Origin of the sequence: Bacillus sp. FSL K6-2869, assembly GCF_040869405.1 — a bacterium.
GTDB lineage: Bacteria > Bacillota > Bacilli > Bacillales > Bacillaceae > Bacillus > Bacillus altitudinis.
The window spans coordinates 3,728,060-3,745,542 of record NZ_CP152035.1; the positions used below are offsets into that span (position 1 = coordinate 3,728,060).

Sequence of the window (17,483 nt, forward strand, 5' to 3'; positions counted from 1 at the left end):
CAAACTATGATCGTTCACTCTATATGAAGGATTCATCTCATTGATTAACAAATCAGTGATCTCTTCACCTCCTTTCTAGCATTTATTTTTTTCTCATACCTCTTGTATCTGCAGTTATACATCGTTTATTATATATCTAAATGATATATCTTTTAGATAGGTGTGTTGATCAATGAAAAAATACAATGATACGACGTATGCGATTTTGGGGATTTTAACGACAGATTGTAAGTCTGGGTATGAAGTGAAGCAATTAATTGATAGGAGCTTGCATCACTTTTGGAAAATTAGTTACGGACAAATTTATCCAGCTTTAAAGTTAATAGTCGAGGAAGGGCTTGCGAAGGTTTCACCCGCTTCTACAACTGGGCGCTCAGACAAGCGGGAGTATCATCTGACTGAAAAAGGGCTGGACACGTTGAGGCAATGGCTGGCGCAGCCGCTCGATCAAGTACCATCAGAACGAAATGAAGTGTTATTAAAGTTATTCTTTGGTCAATATCTTTCGTTTGAGAAAAAATTGGTGCTTTTACAGGATTATGAGAGGCAGCTCCGTATCCGTTATGAGACATATGTTGCGATTGAACAAAACATTCAAGAGCTGTATCCAGATGAAGCTGATGCGAAGTATTGGCTGTATACGTTAGATTACGGAAAGAAAGTGGCGCAGGCTGGAATTGATTGGTGCGTGGAGACCTGTGAATCGATGAAGAAAGAAGGATGAACAAATGAAAAAAAATATACGTGCTGGCAGGTATACAACAGACAATTCTGAGCCGATTGTTGTGTTCATTATCGGAATGAGAATCAATAAACGCTGGGCTGTCCATCAATGGCTGCCAGTATTTAAGGCGATGCCGGGGATGATCAAAGAACTTTATACACATCAAGAAGAACTTGGTTTTCTCGGGACAGAAAATTACTTCGGTTTACGCACCACCACCATGATCCAATATTGGAAATCAACAGAGGACCTCCTTGCCTACGCCAAGATGGAGAAGCATTTGGCTGCTTGGAAAGGATTTAACCAAAGAGCACGAAATAATGACGCGGTCGGAATTTATCATGAAACGTATCAAATTCAAGCCGGATCATATGAATCTATCTACGTGAACATGCCTTCATATGGATTGAGCCAAGCTAAAGCGCCCATCCTAATTGGAAAAGGGAAAGGAAAAGAAACCGCAAAAGAACGCCTTTCTACAACAAATTCCTAGAGCTGATTCTCTAGGAATTTCTTTTTGCAACCATCACAAAATGTTTTAATATGCGGGCAGTTAATCCCCAAATGGTGTAACGATCGTAATCATAAAACCACTCCTCAATAGAACGACTCCCCCAGCTGTATTTTTCACCATTCATGATTTTTTCATAAGGAAAGTCCTCTCCTGGTGTTGGCTGCACCGATACATGGTGTAAGTATGGTTCGTATTGGCTGAGCCATGATAGAGGCACAGTAAAGGTCTCCTCTACTTCTTCTTGATTAAAGGAATGTTTGACCTGCTGTTCATCAATGATTCCGACAAATGGATATACCACAAAGGATGGAGAGGCAATATAAGGACTGAGCTGTCCTAACACCTTGACGGATTCGGGCGGAATCCCTAGTTCTTCATATGTTTCCCGCAGTGCAGCTTCTTGTGCGGTTTCGCCGCCGTCGAGTTTGCCTCCTGGAAAGCTAATATCGCCAGGTTGTTTTCTCATCGTCAGTGATCGCACTTCAAATAAAACATGCCATTCCCCGTTTACTTGCACCAAAGGGACAAGGACTGCCGCTTTGAACGCTGTCTCTTCTCCGATAAATAGCGGCTGTGATTGATGTAAGTCACTTTTTAATTGATCAATGAACATGGGCATCACCTATTTTCCGTTTCTCTTTTCTTTAGCGTATCATTGATTCCCTTTTGAATAAAGGCGATCTTTCTGACAATTATTTTTATCATTTTGACAACTATACTTGTCAAAATGAATATAATACTTTACAATCAAGATAACATTTTGATCAAAGTTGAGGTGACAGAATGAAAAATCGGCTAAAAGAGCTGCGAGCACGTGATGGTTTAAACCAAACGGAGCTTGCGAAACGGGCAAAGGTTTCCCGCCAGACGATCAGCTTAATGGAACGAGATGAATTAATGCCGTCCCTCTTACTTGCTATGAGGCTTTCACGTATTTTTCAAGAACCCATTGAACATATTTTTCTATTCGAGGAGGATGAACTCACATGAAAACTGTATACAAAATGCTATTAGGTGCTCTCCTTGGTTTTCTCGGTGCTTACTGTTTGCTGGCATCCGAATTTGAGATGACACTTCTGCAGACTGCATTTGAAGCGACTCTTGTCATCACTGGCTTGACAGTTCTATTCATCATTTATTGTTTTTCAGGCATTTCGCGCATGAAGAAAAGAGTCTCTCTTTCAGTATCTGGTGATGAGGAGGATGAACTCGAGGTAAAACAGTACCGAACTTTTACTGATGTAACGTTAGCTAATACGGTGAGTACCATTTTATCGATCATTGCAATTAGTATTTCCATCGTAACCGAGCAACCACTCTGGCTGATTCTCACAAATGCTGCCTTATTTTTGATCACCGTCATTCTTTCTTATGCATCGATCTCTGTCCTAAAGCTCGTCTATCCTAATCGTCATCTACCTAGTCCATCCGATAAAGATTATGGCAAAAAACTGCTCGCCATTTCTGATGAAGGCGAAAAGCATGTGATGCTCGATGGGCTTTTTCACACTTTTCAAATGATGAATATTTTATTGACCGGTGCCATGTTTATTTTGATTGTCTATTCTCTTGGCGCCAATCACTCTCAGCTCTTCTCCATCATCGTCGTTGGACTTGTTCTGATCATTCTTAATGCATACTATATGTTGAAGATTCGAAATCGTTAAATAAGCAAAAGCACAGCCATTTAAAAAGGCTGTGCTTTTTTCGTTCATTATGCTGAACGACGTTTCTGTCGTGCATAAATCAAAAATAAGAACCCAAACCATACTGGTGTCAATAACAGGGCTGGACGTGTTGCATCAGCGAAAAACATGATGACAAGAATGCCAGCAAATAGCACAAGAACCGCTATATTCACAAAAGGTGTAAATGGCGCTTTAAAGGTAGACGCCTTATGCAGTTCAGGACGTGTCTTCTTATATTTCAAATGACATATTAAAATAATACTCCATACCCAAATGAAACAAATGGCACTAATCGTAGTCACAATACCGAAGGCTTGTTCAGGAATTAGCTTGCTTAAAAGAGCCCCTACTGACACCACAATTGTCGACACAAACAGGGCATTACTTGGAACAGCATGTTTATTTAGACGGCCAAAGGATGCTGGTCCTTGTTTTTGATGACTGAGATTATACAAAATTCGGCTCGTTGAGAACATACCGCTATTACAGGCAGAAGCCGCAGATGTCAGGACGACAAAGTTGATGAGTCCCGCCGCTACTGGTATTCCAATGAGCCCAAAGGTTTTCACAAAAGGACTTTCTGATGCACTGAGTTCTGTCCATGGGTTGATGCATAGTAATACAAAAATCGCACCTACATAGAAAAATAGAATTCTTAATGGAATTTTATTAATCGCAGACGGGATGTTTTTTTGCGGATTCGCTGTTTCTGCTGCTGACACACCGACAAGTTCCACGCCCACATACGCAAAAATCACCATCTGGAATGACAATAAGAAGCCTGTCACACCATTTGGAAAGAATCCTCCGTGTGACCACAGATTCGTTACCGTCACGGGCCCTGCATCTGTTTGGAAACCAATGATTAACAGGACAATTCCAACGCCAATCAACAGTAATATCGTAATCACTTTAATCAGTGCAAACCAAAATTCCATTTCTCCAAAAAGCTTCACCGTTAATAAATTAAATCCTAGCAAAATCAATAAACAAATAATAGCAGGAATCCACTGCGGAATATCAAACCAGTACTGCACATACACCCCGACCGCAATAACATCTGCCATCGCTGTCATAATCCAGCAAAACCAATACGTCCATCCTGTCACAAAGGAAGCCCACGGTCCAAGATAATCCTCTGCTATATCCGTTAAAGACTGATAGCCCGCCTTAGATAAGAGCAATTCTCCAAGTGCCCTCATGACAAAAAAGATGGCCATTCCGACAATTAAGTACGCAAAAATGATCGATGGTCCTGCCAATTGAATGGCCTTTCCAGACCCTAAAAACAGCCCAGTTCCAATCGTTCCGCCAATGGCAATTAATTGAACATGACGGTTTGATAAATCTCGCTTTAACTCTTGTTGTGCCAATTTCAACACCCTCCTACGACACGATCCTATACTGAAATAATGAACTCTCAAAAAGTCCATAAAAAAAGAGATTGGATGCGCTCCAATCTCACGGTCATAAAAGAATAGCAAAATAGAGAAAAGCAATACACAGTATGATCCATGCATCACAAATACAATATTTCGTACTCTTCTGTCCTTTTGCCTGAGATTGTGAACCCTTCGGCGCCGCACATACATGCGGTCTCTCCAGAAGCTGCTCCTGCCATAGTGTGACCCACAGCAATCATAGCCTTCGATATTTACTTTAAATGTTGCTATTTCTGAATAATTTTATATTTTACGCCTCTAAAAGAAAGCTGTCAATGGTAATCTTTCAAGATGTTGTTTCCTCCTTATCTGAAGCTGATATGACATCACTTCATCAACACCCCTTGATTAAGGTATAATGAAACAAAGAATGTTCGGCTCGTTTGGTGGAGACATCCATCTTGATGATGAACCATAGTTAGGCAATCCAATGAAGTTGGTGAAGACAAATGAAAAAAATGAACAAACAGCGTGTGACATTACAAGAAGTCGCCCGGCATGCCGGTGTATCGACTTCAACGGCCTCACTCGTTGTTCGCAACAACCCTAGGATCTCTGAAGCCACCCGGAAAAAAGTGCTGCAATCCATGGAGGATTTGGGATACGTGTACGATCGCGTCGCTGCCAACATGCGGTCGAAAAGTTCAAATATTGTAGGTGTGATCGTCACGGATATTTCAAACACCTTTATTTCTGAATTTTTAATCGGTGTGCAAACTACCCTTGAGTCACTTGGCTATACCGTTTTACTTGGGACAACCTTTGATAGTGTGGATAAGCAGGAGCGGCTCATCTCCACAATGGTAGAGCACCGAGTGGGTGGAATCATCTTAAATCCAGCATCGAAAAGTTCGACACGCACGGTGAAACAATTAAACAACATTCGCACACCAAAAGTATTGGCAAACCGTGAATTAGCAGATGTCCATTGTGATTATGTCGGCGTTGATTATGAACAAGGCACTTGGATGGCGGTCCGTCATCTTCTTCAAAAAGGGCATCGCCGCATCGCCTTCTTAGGTGGAATCAAATCCTCCTCGACTTGGATTGAACGGATGAAAGGGTTCAAAAGAGCCCATGATGATGAAGACCTAACGATGGATGAATCTCTTATGATCGATATGGTGCCTACCCGTGAAGGCGGGAAAGAAGCCCTTGCCCAAGTGATTGACCTTCCCGAACCACCTACTGCTATTTTTTGCTTCAGTGATTTAGTGGCGTTTGGGGTGATTCAGGAATTGGCAGCGCGTGACATCAAGCCTGGTGAAGACATTGATGTAGTTGGGTTCGATAACATCCCTGAAGCGGAGATGTATCACCCGCCGCTCACCACAGTCTCATCATTTCCACGATCCATTGGAGTCAAAGCAGCCAACCTTTTGTATCATAAAATGAACGAGCAAGATGAAGAACTGCAGCGATTGATATTAAAGCCTCAACTTCATATTCGAGAAACCTCGACATGATCATGAAAAGGAGAATTGCAAAGCGATTCTCCTTTCAGATTGTTGACAAAGGGCTAAAATGAACTTTATTTTAGCCCTTTGTCTTCTTTTCAGCGTGATAGAAAACCTTTGCAGTCTAGGAAGGACGAGCACTGGCACGGAGCGAATTTGACATTCGTGAGTACCAGCGCACAGGACTGACAAAGAATGCGAGGGTTTGTCTACACGCTGAAAGGAGAATTGCAAAGCGATTCTCCTTTTTTTATTGATCAAGTCAACTATTTCTTTATTACATTTTTCTTTTTTTAAATCACAAAGTCATAAACTTGACACATTTTATACACAGGAGTATATTTATCTCGTTGCTTCTTTTAGTATATCGTTATACCTTTTGTGAACATATCGTTATTTATCATATCAACTACAGTTAAAGATGGATCTTTTGATTCTGATCAAATCGAGGAAGTCCATCAACTGATGATAACTGTTATTATTTTTAATTTTTTAGTAGAACGATGTACTTATTTGAAGAACAGATGAATATTCATTATTTTTTCATCAATCACACAAGGGGTGTTGTGATGGACTTAATATTATTTACGTTTAAGGAAATAACAAAGGGTAACAAGAATTTGGCCCGAACAGGGTTTCAAATATAGGAGTGGGAACATGAAAAATCCATACATTAAATCATCACTTGGCATGTACTTAAACTATTTCATGCTAGGCATGATCAATATTATTGTGGCATCAAACATGGAAAGCTTATCTGAACGCTACCATGTAGATATTCCAAAAATCAGCTTGCTTGTATCAGCAATCGGGATCGGTAAATTAATTGCTCTCTTTTTCTCTGGCCGGCTGGCAGACAGCTGGGGGCGCAAACCTGTCATTATTACAGGTAACTTTCTCTACTTATTATTCTTAATTGGGATTCCAACAACGACCAATTATACATTGGCTTTCATTTTTGCCATTTCCGCAGGGATTGCGAACTCATTACTTGATTCAGGAACATATCCTGCTTTGACAGAATCATTTCCTAAAAAAGCAAGTTCAGCTTCTGTTTTAGTAAAGGCGTCTGTATCAATTGGTGCGACTGTTCTTCCATTTATCTTGGCATTCCTTATTGCACATGACATCTTCTGGGGCTGGGCATTCTTTGGTCTAGGACTTCTCTATTTACTTGTAGGCATTTACTTGATCTTTATGCCGTTCCCAAATCATAAGCAAACGGCTTCTCAAAACGATCTTCCCGTTCAAGAGCAAATGAAGGAAGAACCGAAAATGTTTGGTGAAGGTTTAGCTGTTGTACTTATGGGATTCACGTCTACTGCATTATTTGTCGTATGGCAAACTTGGCTTCCACAGCTCGGGTTGAAATTGATTGGGCTTGGCTCAGGACAAGCGACACAGCTTCTTTCTTATTTTAGTATTGGTGCACTCGTATCTGTTCTATTGCTTTCAATCGTATTAGATAAATTCATTTCACCGATTATGGTCGCCATTATTTACCCAATCGGGGCATTCCTTGCCATGCTTTCACTATTTCAAATCGAAACGTACGGCATCGTCATTGTTAGTACCTTTTTCTTAGGATTATTTACAGCCGGCATTTTCCAGTTGGCGATGAGTATTATGATGAAATTATTCCCTACAAACAAAGCAACGGCTTCATCATATGTCAACATTGCGGCAAGCTCAGCGTTTATCCTTGTTCCGCTGATTACAAGCGGACTCGTTAGCACGTACGATATTAAAATGACTTTATTCTTCGATATGATCATTGCGGTCATCAGCGTATTGTTAGCAGTCTTTGTTTTACGACGCATGAAAAAATTGTTTAGATAATTAAAGGAGATGTCAATCATGACAAACATACATGAACGTAATATTGATGGAAAAACAAAATTAGTCGGTCTTCTTGCAACACCAATCGGACACAGCCTGTCACCACGGATGCACAACCTTGGCTATACACTAACAGGAATCAACTATGCCTACCTTGCTTTTGAGGTAGGAAATGATGAACTAGAAGCAGCAGTAAACGGGATGAAAGCAATGGGTGCAGCTGGATTTAACGTATCCATGCCGAACAAAATGAAAGTACTCGATTACTTAGATGAACTAGATGATTCTGCAAAATATACTCGCGCAAGCAACACAGTTGTGAACAAAGATGGCAAGCTGGTTGGTTACAACACAGATGGTCTTGGTTATGTAAGAAACTTAATTGAACACGGCGTTGAATTAGCTGGACAAAAGGTTACACTCGTTGGATCTGGCGGCGCTGCAACACCGATCGCCATTCAGCTTGCACAATCAGGTATTCGTGAAATTAGTATTTTTGCTCGTAATGATCAATACTTTGTTCAAGCAGAGGAAAATGTAAATTACATCAACAACGAAATGAAATCATTCGGTGTCAAAGCGAATATTTTCCCACTTGAAGACAAAGACGCTTTCCGTCGTGAAGTAGCTGAAAGTGCGATCTTAGCAAACGGGACAAGCCTTGGCATGAAACCATTAGATGAGCTCAGCATTATTGACGATACCCTTGATGTATTACGCAAAGACTTAATCGTGACAGATGTCGTCTACAACCCGCAAAAAACAAAACTTCTTGCTCAAGCACAAGAAGCTGGTGCCAAAACGATTAACGGTCTTGGCATGATGCTATGGCAAGGTGCCCTTGCGTACAAACTCTTTACTGGCGAGGATATGCCTGTTGAACAAGTGAAACAAATTCTATTTGAAAATGACCGTTTCTAAACGAAACACAGAAAAAAGACGACCTCCGCTTTGGAAGTCGTCTTTTTTTATTCGTGTATCATCACACGGCGATATCGATAAAGGATATACACCGCGCCGATGATCGCCACAACAGCCACACCCGCATCAAATATAAAGATTTGCAAAATGGTCGAGTGGGTTTCGATCAAACCAGTGACGACTGGAATCACAATGGCGGACACTCCGCCTGCTGTTGAGATAATTCCTGTCATCGTCCCTTTGTTTTTCCAGAAGAACTCAGCCATTACGGTTAACGTCAGCTGAAAGACACCCGCTGTTGAAAAGCCCAATACAAATGCATTGACGGTCCCGATGACTGGAGACTTCACGACCAATAGCACACAGATAGAGGCTAATGTAATAATCGGATAGAGTAGCAGCACGGTGACCGGACGAACAATGCGGCGCAAAAGAAATGCGAGCAATAAGACAGACAGCAAACCGCCCATGCTATAGTAACTAAGCAGCTTCACAGCACTGCCAGAAGCCATTCCCAATATTTCCTCACCGTACGTAGGCAGCCAAATTTGCGGCAAGGCGTACAGACCATTTGATGTAAAACTGATCACAATCAGTGCGACCCCTTCTCTCCAAAACGTAGGTTCTGATGAGAAACGCGGAAGTCCATCATGCTCCGTCACCTGAACTTGCTCCACCTTGCGATGATTCGGAAATGGCAATGTCCACAGCATCATCACATTCACTAAATAGATAAAAGCAGGTACAAAAAACGCAAATCCATAAAACAGATCATGCTCTGCTAAAAAGAAAATAGCGAGCGGCAGAATGGTCGCCCCAATCGAAATAAACGCCTTCACCATCACATTTGCAGATCCCGAGTTTTGGGGAAAAGCTTCCATTAAAGCCGGATACGTCCCTGCATCCATCGCCGAATTCGCCACCCCTGCCAAAATCGCAAACGCAAACGCGATTTGATAATTCGGAGACAATGGGATTCCGATGAGGAACACTGCCATCAGCACCCCCGAAACCAAAATGACCGGCTTTCGTCCAAAACGATCTGACAAAACGCCCGATAGACCATACGTGAGCACCCTGCCAATACCAAGTGCAGAGATCATATAACTAATCCCTGCACTATTTGTATCTAATTGTTTGATCAAAAATGGCATATTTGAAGCCAAAATAATATTGACCATACCTAATAAAAAATAATTGATATAAAGACTAGAAGCCGTTCTCAAATACGGATTCCTCATGCTGACACACCCCTCAACACATTGCAATGAAGTGACAAATAATGGTTACGCTTACAAGATTCATGCGTGAGGAGAAACAGCTTTGCAACCTTCACGTACTTGAAACATCTCATCATTTCATACAGCTCACAGCTTACATGCCCTTCATTTATCAAGCATCTCTTCAAATTTTCACTAGCTCTTATTTTATATGAATGTGAAAGGTAATGATAGTGAATTGCTTAAATTTGAGGGAAATGGTGATAGAAAAAAATCCCTCTAAACTCACATTCCCCAAAGACTAAACTCATAAAAATATTCTTTACGCTCTATGCATCATCCAAAATGAAAATCCTCGGCTATTAATATGAAATCACCGTATCAACTTGAGCATTTGGTGTACTCAAGAAGTTTCGTTAAATGATGAAACACTTCATCTACATTCATCAAGAGCGATTCAATTTCATGATCTCAGAAAAACAGCAATCTCCCTTGTTCAGGAGTCGCTATCACCCTTAAGGCTATTTCGGTTAACGTTGTGTAGGCTTTTCTATATGCTCTAGTTAGTTGTCTCCATGTATTTGACTTTTATGTTCTCTTGATTGCAGGAAAGTAAATACCTTCTGACAAAACAAATGATTTTTTTGATCTCTAAAAAAGGGGAAATGAAACAACCAGTCACCGAAAGAGTTTCGACAACTGGCTGTTTCATACGGTTTTTTGCTCCCAGTCTCACAAAAAAGGGAGGGCAAGTCCCAAATGTGGGGATTGTTTAAAATATTACGGATTATTCTCTTTTAGAGATACTATGAATGGCTTTGTATTCGCTCCTGTATTTTCTGGGTATGATCTTGATTTAAAATCATTGCCAATTCGGCCTCATCTAGAACAGATCCCCATCTAAAGATAATTTCACCATTCAAACCATACTTCAAAAAAAGCGCTTGATAATCTACTTCATGACTATTCTGATCCAATCCTGTGAAAAACAAATCTTTTATAGGTTCCTCTGTGAGCATAGAATCTCTTCTACTGGCAATCATGAAACTAGATTGATACTGATCCACTATTCGCAATGCCTTATCTAAATCAGATTGAGGTACTTTGGCCATACTGACATAAAATTGATTTTCTTGTTCATCTAAAAGTAATTCTGGCCCCTTTTCAAAACCTGAAGTATTTATTTCCGAATCAATTGATTTCCATACTTTTCGGAATCTCTCTATTCGCGAATGTACATCATTTACTTTCTTACTTAGAAAGATATAAACATGGTAATTAGTTAATTGCCCGCTAAAAATTTCGATTAATTCATTTTGACAATAACTTTGAAAAGCCTCTATTCCACCATCATTTAAAAAGTGATATCCGTTTATACTATATACACTTAACTGTTTACATTCATTTATTTTCTGATCTAACCACTTATAGTAGTTTGTCACACCTTGTTCGAATTCAAGTTTTATTTTCATTAGTCACCTTTTAATCAGTAATTAAAATTGCTCGAATTGGACAACTGCTTTTTCTTTTTGTAAAAACTCATCAAAAAGAGATACTAATCTATTTATATTCTCTTCTTTTGAATACAGTAACGGATTATAACCATCTGAAGGAGGCATATAATGAATAAATGGTTCCATATCCTCAGGGTAACCAAAATCAGCGTATACTTCACACAATTCATCCAATAACTCTTCAGGTGACTTCTTATTTTTTTCTTTTAAGTGAGACGTTATACCATATCTCCATTTCCTTTTTTCAATGTCCCATTGGCTAGATTCTTCTTCTACCAAATCATTGTATAATTCTACTAATATCATTTGGAGTTTTCTATAATCCTCATCTGGATCGCCAGCACCCCAAGCTAATTCTAGGATTAAAGAATTTTCACATTCAGTATGATTAGATAAGTATTCCACTGCATACTTGCTTATTTCTTTGTATGAGATCAAATCTAGCCTAATTCCTACATATATAGTTTTCCAATCAACTTTTATTTTGTGATGTTTTAAATGCTCTAATGAAAAATACATAATTTAATACATTCCTTTTGTGATTAGACAAACTAATAAATTAGATATTTTTAAAAGATTTTTATCTCTGCCCTACACTTCGAAATAGTAAACATCAAATACCCTTTCTGCTAGTGAATGTTAAACCCCCTAACTTCCTGTGTTTCTGGTAAATGTCAAAGGTTTCATATACTTTATCTTATATACTGATCTACTTCTTCTACTGTTGAAATATCTTGTATAAAGAATAATTATTTATTTTGGTAGTATTATTGCTCCTTAAATACATTTGAATACCTCATATAAGTTAATCAACCTTCGTATTAAAGGTTTACTCAGTTAGGTTTAATTTTCACAAATTTAAAGTAGTCTTTACCTTGTCCAAAAGTAAATAAACTTGTGCCTTCTGTTCTGGAGTTTCAGCAACATACTCCATACAAATTTCTTCCAAGCAACTATAGAAATCTAGATTATCCATCACAATTTCATGATAAGATGCTGTGTCCATAAATATCATTACTCCATTATTAAATTCAACATCCTCTGAATGCTCTGGAAGTTCATATCCCATCATATGATCTTGCCAAGGTTCTCTGTGGGACAAACACTCTAACACCTCAACTAAATCATTCTTCAAAAAAGAAAAAAAGTCTTGAACAATCGGCTGCATATTGTTTAACATCAAAATCCTCCTAATTACTATATTTTTTCCATTCTAATACTGGGTACAAGCTTTCAATTTCTCCTGTTTTTGGATTTTTCCACCCTTCAAATTTTAAACCATTTGATGTACCTTGTATTACATGTTGACCGCCTCTAGTTACATACTCAGTACCATTTTCCATTGCCTCTTGGCCATATTTGTAAATTTGTTCATCAGTAAATACATTATCATCATAAACAGTCTTCTTATGAGTAGAGGCTTTAAATTCTTTTGTATACATACCACGCTCTTGTTTTGCTATTTTATAGTACACATCATTTATTCCATGGACCGAAGGATGGCGTTCCTTTCTCTCCAATTTATAGGGAATTTCCTTTTCATTTAAATAATTGAAAAATTCCTTTTCATTATGACCACCACTTACACCTGTTTTACTAACACCTTCTGGTCGTATTAGATGATTTTTGCTATTGTCAGAATACTTATGTTTAAATCCACCTTTACCAGTACTATCCTTCATCCCCATCTTCCCATGAAATCCTTTCGCCCCAAACGGCAAAAGCATCCCCAGCGCAGCATTCATACTCGCTTCCTGCTGTTCTTTCGAGACTTTATTTCCAAACATATCTCGACCCGTAATCGCTTCGCTGAAGCCGTTGGTCGCGGTGAGTCCATATAAGCCTTTTTGTGATGTTTTCAACGCATCGAAAGACTTCTGTGATGTCTTGTAAATGTCGACTGCTCTGACTGCGGCGGACGTGGCTTGAGTCGTTTTATAGACGGCTTTTCCGCCTTTGAAAATACGTCCTGCCCAGCCGACAATCGGGATGTATCCTGCTGCTGCCATGCCGCCTGCGGCGACTCGCTGGCCTGCGGTAAGTTCTTCACCTGTGATCGGATCGACGCCTGTTGCGGCACGTTTTGCATCGTTCACGCCTGTCAACTCATTAACGATATTCCCACCGTAATCAAGGGCTTTTTCATACCAAGGACGGTTGGCGAGCGCTTCCTGTTCCTTTGCGATCTCGCGGGCTTCTTCTTGATCTTTTTTGATTTTTAGATATTCAGAAGTTTGCTTCTCAATATCGCTTTTTGCCTTGTAGATTTCGCTATTTTGATACGCTTTCTTGTCAAAATTCATAGGCGAAATGGATTTTCCGTCATTTGTCGCATTCATCATTTCTGCGTACAATGCCATTGTAGCCTTCTCCTCAGTCTCTGACAAAGCATATTCATCTTTTAGATTTTGATCAAGTTCTATTAAATCTTTAACCGTTTTCTTCCGTTCATCTTCCGCATCTGCAATCTTTTCGTCAAAGGTTTTACTATCAAATACCTCCAGAGAAATGAGGTCATCAATATCTTGAAAAATCGTTTTGAGCGCCTTTTTTTGATCCTTCACGATGCTTTTGGCATTCTTGATTCCCATATGTACAGCGTTGTCTAAAAAGTGTTCTTCTACAAAGGTGTCGCCGCCAAAATTTGTATCATCAAGTGTCCCAGAAACACCTTCATGAAAGGCTTTTTGTTTATCAATGAAGCTAATAAACATGTCCACATTTCCGGTGAGTTCTTTGTAGAAGCTTTTAATGTTATCGGCACCTTTTCCAGTGAAGTCGTCACCGAGATTGGCAACACCTTGAAGTGCCTTTTTTAAATCTATCATTTGTTCACGGAGTTCCTGATAGTGTTTTGCCCTTGTATCCATGGCACTGGTTAGTGCTTTTGCATCAAGTATCTTGCCCAGATTAAGCCACTCCCTCCATTATTGATCATAAAGTCTATTTTACCGTGACCTCCAAAAAGGAAAAATAGGCTAAATGACATAAAAAATGGAATGGACTCTCTATTCAATTTACCCTCTAATTTGGATAAACGAGTTTATCAATTGTAGGGATATAGAAAAGGCCAGACAGTTCATTATACTCTGTCTGGCCACATGTTCACGTTACTTATAATCATTGATTGGTCCTTTATCCATCAAAACATCGATCTCATTTGAATATTTCATTTTTAACTTCGGTCTACGCTCAGAGTTGGGTTTACTGTAAAGCTCTAGTGGACGGATGATCACGCCATCATTTGTGTTTTGAAGAATACCTGGAACACAAGAATAAATTCGATCATTGTCATTTGCATGTTTCGCGTGAATCGTGACAGACGTTCCTTGATGATTATCGATACTCATAGACACTCTATATCTATAGAAAGAACCTGTTCCATTTGATTGAGCAGAGTAAACAACGGGTACCACCGCAAGGATATCATCATTTAACCTTAGTTTAATGACTTCTGTTTTCATTGATTCACGATCTCTACCGACATCTCCCATATGCTCAACAGCCCCGTTACCGTAACTTTTGAGAGCGGGAACACCTTTTGCGCCAAACATGGCCACATCTATTTGTTTTCCTGACTTCGTATAGACCAATGCGTAAATATCATAATCGGTGCCAGACTCCCAAGATACTGTAGCCGTAATCTCTGGTGTTTTTTCAATGATGATCGGTTTATGACCTTTGTCTAGACTTATTTTACCTTGAACTTTCTCTAAGCTAATAGGTGCAGGGACTTTCTCTTTAGCGGCTGTGTTCATTGGAGCAGGCTCATTAATTTGTTTTTCAGAAACCATTTCAGGAGGTGTAGAAACATCCTGTTCATCAGGTTCAACCTCTACCCCATAAAGCTTGCATAGCCCTTCCAATCCAGAATCGAAGCCACGCCAGATGGATCGTGCTTTCGTTTCACTATTTCTTATGTATAGCTCTACTACGACAATACCCTTTTCATTTGTAAAGCTAACTGGTGTTAGGTATAGGACCTCATCACCTGTTCGAATTTCTGCTTGCAGATTCTTCACATGAGAAAAGCCGATTCCTCGATCCTCTGTTAGTGTAATAGCCATCTTTGTGATTCCGACAGGCACTTTGCTCATATCAAAATTCAATTGATGTCTTTTCAACTGATCTGATATCTCTGCTGGTAAAAGTGTTGCGACACCCGTAGTACTCTCCGGCTGATTGTAAAAAATAATGCCATTATCTCCTTGAACTAGATTTGAATCTGTTAAGAGAAACGCCGTTAAAGAAATATCAATTGCAGATGACACTTCATAACTGATGGATAATTGCCCCTTTGGAGAGTTTAGTACGGTATTGGCACCCATTTGCAGAGTTTGATTCATTTCAACAACTCCTATTCTTTATCTACCATTTATCGTTTTTATAGACCAATTATACCAAATAGTGCAATAGAACCTATTAATATCTTTCTCTCTTTTCATCTCTGCAATGATATGAGACAATGCCACCTAAAAACAAACTACTCTCGAAAGGAGAATCAATGTGTATAAAAAAATCATCCCAGCTGTTACAGTGATATTCGGTTTTTGGATTCTTCTTCAATTAGCATTTAGTATCAATGTCTTCCACAATCCAATGAATTATTTTATTGTGATCACTCTCTTTTTTATTTGTATTCAGGCCACATTGAAGCATAGGAAATAAAAAAACCCGAACAAGCGCATCCCACGCTCATCCGGGCCAGTCATTTCTTTATTACACTTCTTCACCATTCGTTGCGATGACGTTTTTATACCAAGTAAACGAATCTTTTTTAAGACGCTTCATTGAACCATTACCTTCGTTATCACGGTCAACATAAATCATGCCGTAGCGTTTTTTCATTTCACCGGTTGTGAATGACACGATATCAATGATGCCCCAAGGTGTGTAGCCGATGAGGTCCACACCGTCATATTCAACCGCTTTTTTCAGTGCTTGAATATGAGAAGCGAGATATTGAATTCGCTCTGGGTCATGAATAGAGCCGTCTTCTTCCACTTGATCAATGGCACCAAAGCCATTTTCCACAATGAATAGCGGGATTTGATAGCGATCGTAAAAACGATTCAATGTATATCTTAAGCCTGTCGGATCAATGGACCAGCCCCAGTCACTTGATTTGATATACGGATTTTCTACACCATGTGGCAATGCTCCATTGACAATGTCTCCGTTGTGATCAGATACTGCATCGCTTTTGACCGTTGTAGACATGTAGTAGCTAAAGCCAAGGTAATCTACTTTTCCTTTTCTTAAACTTTCTTCATCGCCTTCTTCAAATGGAATGTGATAGCCTTCGCGCTCAAATTCTTTTAACGCGTAGCTTGGATAGTAGCCACGCACTTGGACATCTGGGAAGAAATAGCGCTGTCTCATATATTCTTCTGCCAGCATGACATCCTCTGGGTTTGAGGAATATGGATAAATTGGCACGTGGGACACCATCGCTCCAATTTGAAAGGAAGGATTGATCTCTTTTCCTTTTGCCACTGCCCATGCACTTGCAAGCAATTCATGATGGCCCGCTTGATACATGACTTCTTTGGCATTTTCGCCTTCTTTGACAGATACCCCTGAATTTGTCCAAAGGAACAACGGGTTGTTGACGTCCATTTTGTTATTGATTTCATTAAATGTCATCCAGTACGTGACCTTGTCCTTGTAACGATTGAAGCAAACTTCCGCGAAATTCGCGAAATATTCAGCGACTTTTCTGCTTCGGAATCCGCCGTATTCTCTTGCCAAATGAAGGGGCATTTCAAAGTGAGACAGCGTAATGACAGGCTCGATTCCATGTTTAATCAGTTCATCAAACACATCATCATAAAACTGTAAGCCTGCTTCATTCGGCTCTTCTTCATCCCCTTTAGGGAAAATTCGGCTCCAGCCGATCGATGTTCGCAAGCATTTTAATCCCATTTCAGCAAACATGGCGATATCTTCTTTGTAACGATGGTAGAAATCAATGGCTTCATGGTTTGGATAAAAAGTTCCTTCTTCTATCGTTTCCGTGATCTGTCTTGGTACACCATGAGCACCTGCTGTCATCACATCTACAACACTCGGCCCTTTGCCAGCTGCATTCCATCCACCTTCGAATTGATGAGCGGCTAATGCCCCGCCCCATAAGAAATCTTTTGGTAAAGTCATTATCTATT

General features: G+C 39.7%; 17 protein-coding genes and 1 riboswitch. Of the genes, 8 read left to right on the forward strand and 9 right to left on the reverse strand.

Features of this window, described 5'->3' with window-relative positions:
• The first annotated feature begins 172 nt into the window (after positions 1-172).
• Both MHI58_RS19230 and MHI58_RS19235 read left to right on the forward strand, forming a co-directional pair.
• Entirely contained in the window at positions 173-724 is a 552-nt protein-coding gene (locus MHI58_RS19230) for a PadR family transcriptional regulator (RefSeq protein WP_008347390.1), read from the forward strand.
• Between the two features lie 4 nt (positions 725-728).
• Complete coding sequence (locus tag MHI58_RS19235; RefSeq protein ID WP_008347392.1) at positions 729-1,217, forward strand: DUF4188 domain-containing protein; 489 nt, start codon at positions 729-731, stop codon at positions 1,215-1,217.
• Between the two features lie 10 nt (positions 1,218-1,227).
• Here the strand turns inward: MHI58_RS19235 and MHI58_RS19240 are convergent, their stop codons facing one another.
• Complete coding sequence (locus tag MHI58_RS19240) at positions 1,228-1,851, reverse strand: CoA pyrophosphatase (RefSeq protein ID WP_052320578.1); 624 nt, start codon at positions 1,849-1,851, stop codon at positions 1,228-1,230.
• 170 nt (positions 1,852-2,021) lie between these two features.
• Between MHI58_RS19240 and MHI58_RS19245 the strand changes: the two genes are divergently transcribed.
• Both MHI58_RS19245 and MHI58_RS19250 read left to right on the forward strand, forming a co-directional pair.
• Positions 2,022-2,228, forward strand: a complete 207-nt coding sequence (locus MHI58_RS19245) for a helix-turn-helix transcriptional regulator (protein WP_008347396.1) — start codon at positions 2,022-2,024, stop codon at positions 2,226-2,228.
• Positions 2,225-2,905 carry a DUF3169 family protein gene (locus tag MHI58_RS19250; RefSeq protein ID WP_110487224.1) on the forward strand — a complete coding sequence of 227 codons (681 nt, stop codon included), beginning with the start codon at positions 2,225-2,227 and terminating at the stop codon, positions 2,903-2,905. Before MHI58_RS19245 ends, MHI58_RS19250 begins: the two co-directional genes overlap by 4 nt.
• Positions 2,906-2,952: 47 nt before the next feature.
• Here MHI58_RS19250 and MHI58_RS19255 read toward each other — a convergent pair whose 3' ends face one another.
• Positions 2,953-4,299: an amino acid permease gene (locus MHI58_RS19255; protein WP_163116115.1), complete on the reverse strand. Its 1,347-nt coding sequence runs from the start codon at positions 4,297-4,299 to the stop codon at positions 2,953-2,955.
• A 162-nt stretch (positions 4,300-4,461) separates the two neighbouring features.
• Positions 4,462-4,541: riboswitch (glycine riboswitch) on the reverse strand.
• A gap of 276 nt (positions 4,542-4,817) precedes the next feature.
• On the opposite strand from MHI58_RS19255, the gene MHI58_RS19260 reads away from it, so the two are divergent.
• The 3 genes from MHI58_RS19260 (at position 4,818) to MHI58_RS19270 (ending at position 8,585) form a co-directional block, all read left to right on the forward strand.
• The gene (locus tag MHI58_RS19260; protein ID WP_100324590.1) at positions 4,818-5,834 is read left to right on the forward strand and encodes a LacI family DNA-binding transcriptional regulator; all 1,017 of its coding nucleotides are present in this window, start codon (positions 4,818-4,820) and stop codon (positions 5,832-5,834) included.
• 648 nt (positions 5,835-6,482) lie between these two features.
• Positions 6,483-7,664 carry an MFS transporter gene (locus MHI58_RS19265; protein WP_007497314.1) on the forward strand — a complete coding sequence of 394 codons (1,182 nt, stop codon included), beginning with the start codon at positions 6,483-6,485 and terminating at the stop codon, positions 7,662-7,664.
• Between the two features lie 18 nt (positions 7,665-7,682).
• On the forward strand, positions 7,683-8,585 hold the full coding sequence (locus MHI58_RS19270) for a shikimate 5-dehydrogenase (RefSeq protein ID WP_008344408.1): 903 nt from the start codon (positions 7,683-7,685) through the stop codon (positions 8,583-8,585).
• Positions 8,586-8,632: 47 nt separating this feature from the next.
• On the opposite strand, the gene MHI58_RS19275 is transcribed toward MHI58_RS19270, so the two are convergent.
• The 6 genes from MHI58_RS19275 to MHI58_RS19300 form a co-directional block, all read right to left on the reverse strand.
• The gene (locus MHI58_RS19275; RefSeq protein WP_024720468.1) at positions 8,633-9,826 is read right to left on the reverse strand and encodes an MFS transporter; all 1,194 of its coding nucleotides are present in this window, start codon (positions 9,824-9,826) and stop codon (positions 8,633-8,635) included.
• Positions 9,827-10,611: 785 nt separating this feature from the next.
• Entirely contained in the window at positions 10,612-11,277 is a 666-nt protein-coding gene (locus MHI58_RS19280) for a hypothetical protein (protein ID WP_045033623.1), read from the reverse strand.
• A 21-nt stretch (positions 11,278-11,298) separates the two neighbouring features.
• Complete coding sequence (locus MHI58_RS19285; RefSeq protein ID WP_045033621.1) at positions 11,299-11,838, reverse strand: DUF2247 family protein; 540 nt, start codon at positions 11,836-11,838, stop codon at positions 11,299-11,301.
• Positions 11,839-12,169: 331 nt separating this feature from the next.
• A complete protein-coding gene (locus MHI58_RS19290; protein WP_045033619.1) occupies positions 12,170-12,499 on the reverse strand; it encodes a hypothetical protein in 330 nt (109 codons plus the stop codon).
• A gap of 10 nt (positions 12,500-12,509) precedes the next feature.
• Positions 12,510-14,228: a T7SS effector LXG polymorphic toxin gene (locus MHI58_RS19295; RefSeq protein ID WP_255817070.1), complete on the reverse strand. Its 1,719-nt coding sequence runs from the start codon at positions 14,226-14,228 to the stop codon at positions 12,510-12,512.
• Positions 14,229-14,429: 201 nt separating this feature from the next.
• Positions 14,430-15,665 carry a TerD family protein gene (locus tag MHI58_RS19300; protein WP_041508050.1) on the reverse strand — a complete coding sequence of 412 codons (1,236 nt, stop codon included), beginning with the start codon at positions 15,663-15,665 and terminating at the stop codon, positions 14,430-14,432.
• Between the two features lie 160 nt (positions 15,666-15,825).
• On the opposite strand from MHI58_RS19300, the gene MHI58_RS19305 reads away from it, so the two are divergent.
• Complete coding sequence (locus tag MHI58_RS19305; RefSeq protein WP_041508051.1) at positions 15,826-15,987, forward strand: hypothetical protein; 162 nt, start codon at positions 15,826-15,828, stop codon at positions 15,985-15,987.
• A 51-nt stretch (positions 15,988-16,038) separates the two neighbouring features.
• On the opposite strand, the gene bglA is transcribed toward MHI58_RS19305, so the two are convergent.
• The gene (gene bglA / locus MHI58_RS19310; RefSeq protein ID WP_110487679.1) at positions 16,039-17,478 is read right to left on the reverse strand and encodes a 6-phospho-beta-glucosidase BglA; all 1,440 of its coding nucleotides are present in this window, start codon (positions 17,476-17,478) and stop codon (positions 16,039-16,041) included.
• Positions 17,479-17,483: the final 5 nt, after the last annotated feature.